General features: G+C 68.0%; 7 protein-coding genes. 3 read left to right on the top strand and 4 right to left on the bottom strand.

The genetic code is table 11. The annotated features are described in order from the left end of the window. Window positions 1-70: 70 nt before the first annotated feature. Window positions 71-589: a hypothetical protein gene (locus tag OF380_RS28595; RefSeq protein ID WP_264051706.1), complete on the bottom strand. Its 519-nt coding sequence runs from the start codon at window positions 587-589 to the stop codon at window positions 71-73. Next, window positions 589-1,248 carry a ParA family protein gene (locus OF380_RS28590; RefSeq protein WP_264051705.1) on the bottom strand — a complete coding sequence of 220 codons (660 nt, stop codon included), beginning with the start codon at window positions 1,246-1,248 and terminating at the stop codon, window positions 589-591. Before OF380_RS28590 ends, OF380_RS28595 begins: the two co-directional genes overlap by 1 nt. 419 nt (window positions 1,249-1,667) lie before the next feature. On the opposite strand from OF380_RS28590, the gene OF380_RS28585 reads away from it, so the two are divergent. Further along, on the top strand, window positions 1,668-1,934 hold the full coding sequence (locus OF380_RS28585; RefSeq protein WP_264051704.1) for a hypothetical protein: 267 nt from the start codon (window positions 1,668-1,670) through the stop codon (window positions 1,932-1,934). Between the two features lie 323 nt (window positions 1,935-2,257). Here OF380_RS28585 and OF380_RS28580 read toward each other — a convergent pair whose 3' ends face one another. After that, on the bottom strand, window positions 2,258-3,079 hold the full coding sequence (locus OF380_RS28580; RefSeq protein WP_264051703.1) for a hypothetical protein: 822 nt from the start codon (window positions 3,077-3,079) through the stop codon (window positions 2,258-2,260). A gap of 303 nt (window positions 3,080-3,382) precedes the next feature. Here OF380_RS28580 and OF380_RS28575 point away from each other — a divergent pair, with 303 nt between their 5' ends. Continuing rightward, the gene (locus tag OF380_RS28575) at window positions 3,383-3,604 is read left to right on the top strand and encodes a hypothetical protein (protein WP_264051702.1); all 222 of its coding nucleotides are present in this window, start codon (window positions 3,383-3,385) and stop codon (window positions 3,602-3,604) included. 105 nt (window positions 3,605-3,709) lie between these two features. Continuing rightward, complete coding sequence (locus OF380_RS28570) at window positions 3,710-3,904, top strand: hypothetical protein (protein WP_264051701.1); 195 nt, start codon at window positions 3,710-3,712, stop codon at window positions 3,902-3,904. A gap of 119 nt (window positions 3,905-4,023) precedes the next feature. On the opposite strand, the gene OF380_RS28565 is transcribed toward OF380_RS28570, so the two are convergent. After that, complete coding sequence (locus OF380_RS28565; protein WP_264051700.1) at window positions 4,024-4,944, bottom strand: outer membrane protein; 921 nt, start codon at window positions 4,942-4,944, stop codon at window positions 4,024-4,026. Window positions 4,945-5,000: the final 56 nt, after the last annotated feature.

The raw sequence follows: 5,000 nt of genomic DNA, 5'->3' as shown, positions 1-5,000 counted from the left end.
CCGGGCGATGCTCGCGGGCTGTGGAACGAATGGAAAACCTGCGCTGTCGCAGCCGCGTCACATCTCCCGCTCAGCGCAGGCGCCGCCCGTCCTCGGGGACCGCCGACAGGTCGACGGCGTAGCCCTTGGCCGCCAGGGCCTCCAGGACGAGGTAGCGCACCGTCACCCGGCGGTTCAGGGCCTCCTGGCGCAGGGCGAACCAGACCTGATCCGGCACCTCGAACTTCAGGCTCGACGCCCGGGGCGCGGGTCCCGCCTGCTTGACGGGGATTTCCTTGGCGGGGCTCTCCTTGGTGGAGATTTCCTCGGGAGAGGTGTCTTGGGCAGGGACGTCTTGGGCAAGGACGTCTTGGGCAGGAGCATCTTCGGCAACGGCACCGTCGAGCGGGGCAAGGGGGGTTTTGGGCTCTTGCACTTTCGAAGGCTTGGGCCTGGGCTTCCCGGCCGCCTCGGGGGCGTTGGAGGCCCGGGTGAAGCCGAGGTCGCCGGTCGCCGCGGCGAGGAGCTGTGCGTCCTCCGGGCTCGTGCGGGGGCGCGGACGGGGCGAGGGCATGAAGGCGGCGGTCGTTTTGGAGGCGGGCTTGCGCATCAGGCGGCTTCCTGCTGAGCGGCCAGGGTGGCCAGGATCTCGTCCAGGACCCCCTTCACCTCGCTCCGGGCCTTGGGGTCGCCGTCCGGACCGGCGGGGGTGGCGCCGGTGAAGTGGATGGCCTGGTAGGCGGCGCGCTGGATGATCTCGGTCCGCAGCACCGGGATGCTGGCGTCCTGGATCTCCTGGCGGGCGTGCTGGGCCACACGGCTCTGGAGCGGCGACATCTGGGTCAGGACCACCCGGGCCGGGATCGGCCGGCGGAGCATGCGCTCGGCCCGCTGCACGACCTCGTAGGTCCGGAAGACCTCCTGCAGGTCCATGCCCGAGACCTTGCTGGGGATCAGCACCAGGTCGGATTCCGCGATGGCATAGGTCACCGCCTGCGAGGCCGCGCCCTCGAGATCGACCAGCACCACCCCGTAGCGCGCGGCCGCATCCGCGATACGGTCGAGGATCGTCCGCTCGGTCACGTCCGAGACAACCGCGACGGTGCACGCCGGCCCGGCCCGCTCGCGCCAGGCGGCGACGTGACCGTTCGGATCCGCGTCGATGATCGCGACGGATCCGCCCTGCCGCGCGACCGCGTCGGCCAGGCAGATGACCAGGGTCGTCTTCCCGACGCCTCCCTTGGTCGAACAGACACTCACCACGGCCATGCCCCGGTCTCCCCTCTGCGCAAGCGCCCACCTGTGCGGACGAGACAATACCCCAAAGGTCAAGGAGGCCTTAACCCGCCTTCCTTCTTGCCGCCTTGGGCGCATGGGCCCTAACCCAAGATCACCTTTGGGTTCTTGGGGCCCGAAGAGACCCACCCGCGCGACCCTCACGAAGCACGAGCGGCCCGGGCAGGGTCAACGGCGCTGGTATACCTTGTTCAGGCGCAAGGCTTTGGGGGACTTGTTCGGAGCTCCTCACCCGAGTGTCTGACGAACCCGTTCCGGACACTTGTCTTTAATCCGGCTCCTCGCGTGTCCGGAGGCACGTCGTGAATGAGACCGGCACCCCATATTCAAATCACACCGACAGAAACGAGCCAGGAACCTGGCTTGTACGTTAGAGGAATGAGTTTCCAATCATGAAGACCCGTATCGCTGCTCTTGCCACCGCCCTTGTCCTTGGCGTTGCTCCGATCTCGTCCGCCATGGCCTATGACTATCCCTCCCGCTACACCGCGTTCTCGCCCTACGATGTCGAGACCACGGGCTCGATCGAGGTTCGCGGCCCCGGCGGCCTGCGCAATCCGGCCGCCTGCCCGATGAGCTCGGCCGCCGAGGGCAATGCCAACCAGCAGAACTTCCCCGTCCAGCAGTACGGGCAGACCTCGGGCGGGAACCGCTGCTGAACCGCGGCGAACGGGAGCGCGCGATGCTGCTGAGAGGGTTTTCCTACGCGATGATCGCCGCCTTCGCGGGCGGCCTGGCCTTCACCGTGATCGGCTCGGCCAACGCCTTCCTGAGCTTGTGATATCCAGCTCCGACCCACCCGCCCGGCTCCGGCCGCGGCGGGTTCTTCGTGTCCGGACCGGGTGGCGGCCATCCCATAAACCCTGAGCTCCATAAACCTTGAGCCCTATGAAGCCTCGAGCCCATGGCTTCGCCCACCCCTGTCCCGGAGGTGCCTTGCCGAATGTCGATTCGAGGGTTTCCGGCCGGGGATCGAGCCCGTCTATCCGCCTGTACCGGTCGGTTTCGGGCTGATGAGGCGTGTGCAGGGGGTGAACGTCTCGAAAGGACCGCCCTGTTCGGGCCATCCGCTCCCCTTCCGGCAGCTGTTTTGGGGTGTTGCGAGGTGTTTTTTATAAAGGGTATTTGAGCCGGTCGAAAACTTGCCCCCACCCCCGGCAGCGCGGGTCCCGGGCGGCTTGGCTTCGAGTACCCCACCCCCGGCAGCGCTGTCCTCGGGGCTTCTGTCTTTGGGGGTCCTGGCTCTGGGGGCGAGGCGGTTCCAGGCCTGCCATTCGGGGGAGACGATCTCCACGATGTTGGTCAGGTTGCGCCAGTAGGTCAGGCGGCGTTCCTCGACGGTGATGAGCTTGAGGGCCTTGGCCTGCCGGAGGGCGTTCTTGACCGTGCTGCGGCTGACCCCGGCCCGGTCGCCGATGTCGGCGAGGCAGGCACGGCAGGCCCCGTCCTGCATCGCATCGCTGGCCACCACGCTGAGGACGGCGACCTCGCCCTGGGTGAAGTGGCAGGCCAGGGAGGGGGGGAGCCGGCCGCAGGCGGCCACGCGGCGCCGGCGCGTCAGGCTCTCGGGGGTCTTGGGCCGGGAGCCCGTCCCGGGGACCCGGGCGGGGATGGGCAGGGTCTGCGCCTCCGGGCTCCTGCGCCCCTCGGGGTTCCTGCGCACCTCGATGAGGGTGGCGAGTTCCTCGGTCTCGGCCTCGCTGATCCGCGCGTTGGCGCAGGCGTCCCACATCAGGGTGGCGAGCGCATCCAGGCTCAGGCGGGAGGCGGACGCGATCGCGCGTCGGAGTTCATCCGCAAACATGTTCACAGCCCTGTTCGGGCCGCTGCAAAGCGGGGACCACCCGGGGGCGGATCCGTCAAAAGGCAAAGCGCCGTCGCCTCGGGAACACGATCCCGATTGACACCTGCACGGTGTTGTGGTGTCTGAAAGGTGCTTTTTTCCCTTTTCAGACACTGGCGATTTTGACGGCCCCGCCCCTGCAAGGGTGGGGCCGTTGGCGTTCTGGCTCAGGTCTTCGTCGCGGCGGTCATTCCTGAATGGTGGCTGGCGCGCGACTCGCCTTGACGGCAAGCAGGGCCAGATCCGGCATCTCGGCTGACAAGCATGGTTAAGTCAACGTTAGGGGCCGACGGCGGGCCGGATGCGCCGGCCTCGCCCCTGGAGATCGCCCTGCTCGCGCTGACCGCGGAGAATGCCGACCTGCGCCTCCGGCTCGCCGAGGCCCAGGAGCACTGCATCGAGATGGCGGTCGACGCCGGGGCGCTTCAGACCGAGATCGACGCGCTCCGGGCCGAACTCGCGGCCCGGGCCAGCGGCGTCCGCTAAGCGAACCGGATCTGTTAAGGATGTGGGCCAACCCTCCGGCGGGATTTTCCGGCCGGGATCGCCTCGGCGTCCGTGGACCGTCGCCGTTTCAGAGATGGAGCCTTGATGCAGTTGATCGTGACCGCCCGCCAGGATGAGAGCGCCGTCTCGTACCAGCGCTCGTCCCCCGACGAGGCGCTTCGGACGGCACGCGACCTGGAGGCCCAGGGCCTGGCCGAGGTCATCATCAGCGACATCACCGGACGGACCTACGAGCCCGATGCGTTCGATGCCTGCTTCGTCAGGTCCGGGGACGCGTAGGGGCCGCGCGGCACGCCGAACGAACGACGCCCCGAGGATCTCTCCTCGGGGCGCTCGGTGACGAAAACGGCCAGATGATCGGGCTGGGAACGCTTAGGTCGGACCCGAAGGGTTCCGGCTTAGTACGAGCCGAACTTGTAGTTCAGGCCGGCGCGGACGACGGCGAACTCGGTGTCGTTGCGACGGAGGGTGCCGCCGACGGTGGAGGCGTAGGCGGTGTTGGTGGAGAACTGGGTGCCGGTGCTGTTCGACACGGCGAACACGTTGCTGGCGTTGTTCCGGTCGAGGTTCACGTACAGGCCTTCGACCTTGAGCGTGACGGCCGAGGAGCGGAAGAAGTTCAGGAACGAGTCGGTGGGGAGCGCGTACTCGATGCCGCCGCCAGCCGCGTAGCCGGTGCGGAAGTCGTCGTTGCCACGGAAGCCGCCGAAGGAGCGCTCGTTGCTGCCGGCGCCGTAGGCGAAGCCGCCGGTGCCGTACACGAGGGTGCGGTCGAAGGCGTAACCGATGCGGCCGCGCACGGTGCCGAAGAAGTCGAGGCTCGAGAGGCCGTTCGGGTTGATGTAGGTCAGGTCGGGATTGGCGAAGCCGACGCCGTTCGCGACGTTGCTGAAGCCGAAGCTGGGCTGGCGACCACGGTTACGGCCGAAGTCGACGTACTGCGCGTCGGCTTCGATACCGATCACGACGCCCGAGCCCGGGGTGAACTGGTAGTTGTAGCCGATCTGGCCACCGCCGGTGAAACCTTCCTGCGAGCTACGGTCGCCGAAGGAGACGAGGCCGTTGCCCGCGCCCTGAGCGACGCCGGCCGGGGCCAGCACGATGCCCGAGGCGCCCGTGGTCACGATCTGCGTGACGCTGTTGCGGCTACCGGCATCGAAGCCATAACCGGCGTTGAAACCGGCGTAGAAGCCGGTCCAGGTGAAGACCGGCACCGGCACGAAGACCGGCGGCGCGGCGCGGCGCGGCAGGTCGGCGGCCGAAGCAGCGGCGGTGAGGCCGGCGAGCATGGTGGAGGCGAAGAAGAGCTTCTTGAACATCGGATCGGTAGCCCAAAACAGGTGCGCATTTGCGGCGCGGATGAGCTGGGTTTAGC

Origin of the sequence: Methylobacterium sp. FF17 (assembly GCF_025813715.1) — a bacterium.
In the GTDB taxonomy this organism is placed as follows: Bacteria; Pseudomonadota; Alphaproteobacteria; order Rhizobiales; family Beijerinckiaceae; genus Methylobacterium; species Methylobacterium flocculans.
Note: the sequence above shows the minus strand (reverse complement) of the source record. Positions and strands in the feature narration are given on the sequence as shown.

Coding starts and splice junctions, on each gene's coding strand:
- OF380_RS28595 (WP_264051706.1), bottom strand. CDS start 589: ATGCGCAAGCCCGCCTCCAAAACGACCGCCGCCTTCATGCCCTCGCCC.
- OF380_RS28590 (WP_264051705.1), bottom strand. CDS start 1,248: ATGGCCGTGGTGAGTGTCTGTTCGACCAAGGGAGGCGTCGGGAAGACG.
- OF380_RS28585 (WP_264051704.1), top strand. CDS start 1,668: ATGAAGACCCGTATCGCTGCTCTTGCCACCGCCCTTGTCCTTGGCGTT.
- OF380_RS28580 (WP_264051703.1), bottom strand. CDS start 3,079: ATGTTTGCGGATGAACTCCGACGCGCGATCGCGTCCGCCTCCCGCCTG.
- OF380_RS28575 (WP_264051702.1), top strand. CDS start 3,383: ATGGTTAAGTCAACGTTAGGGGCCGACGGCGGGCCGGATGCGCCGGCC.
- OF380_RS28570 (WP_264051701.1), top strand. CDS start 3,710: ATGCAGTTGATCGTGACCGCCCGCCAGGATGAGAGCGCCGTCTCGTAC.
- OF380_RS28565 (WP_264051700.1), bottom strand. CDS start 4,944: ATGTTCAAGAAGCTCTTCTTCGCCTCCACCATGCTCGCCGGCCTCACC.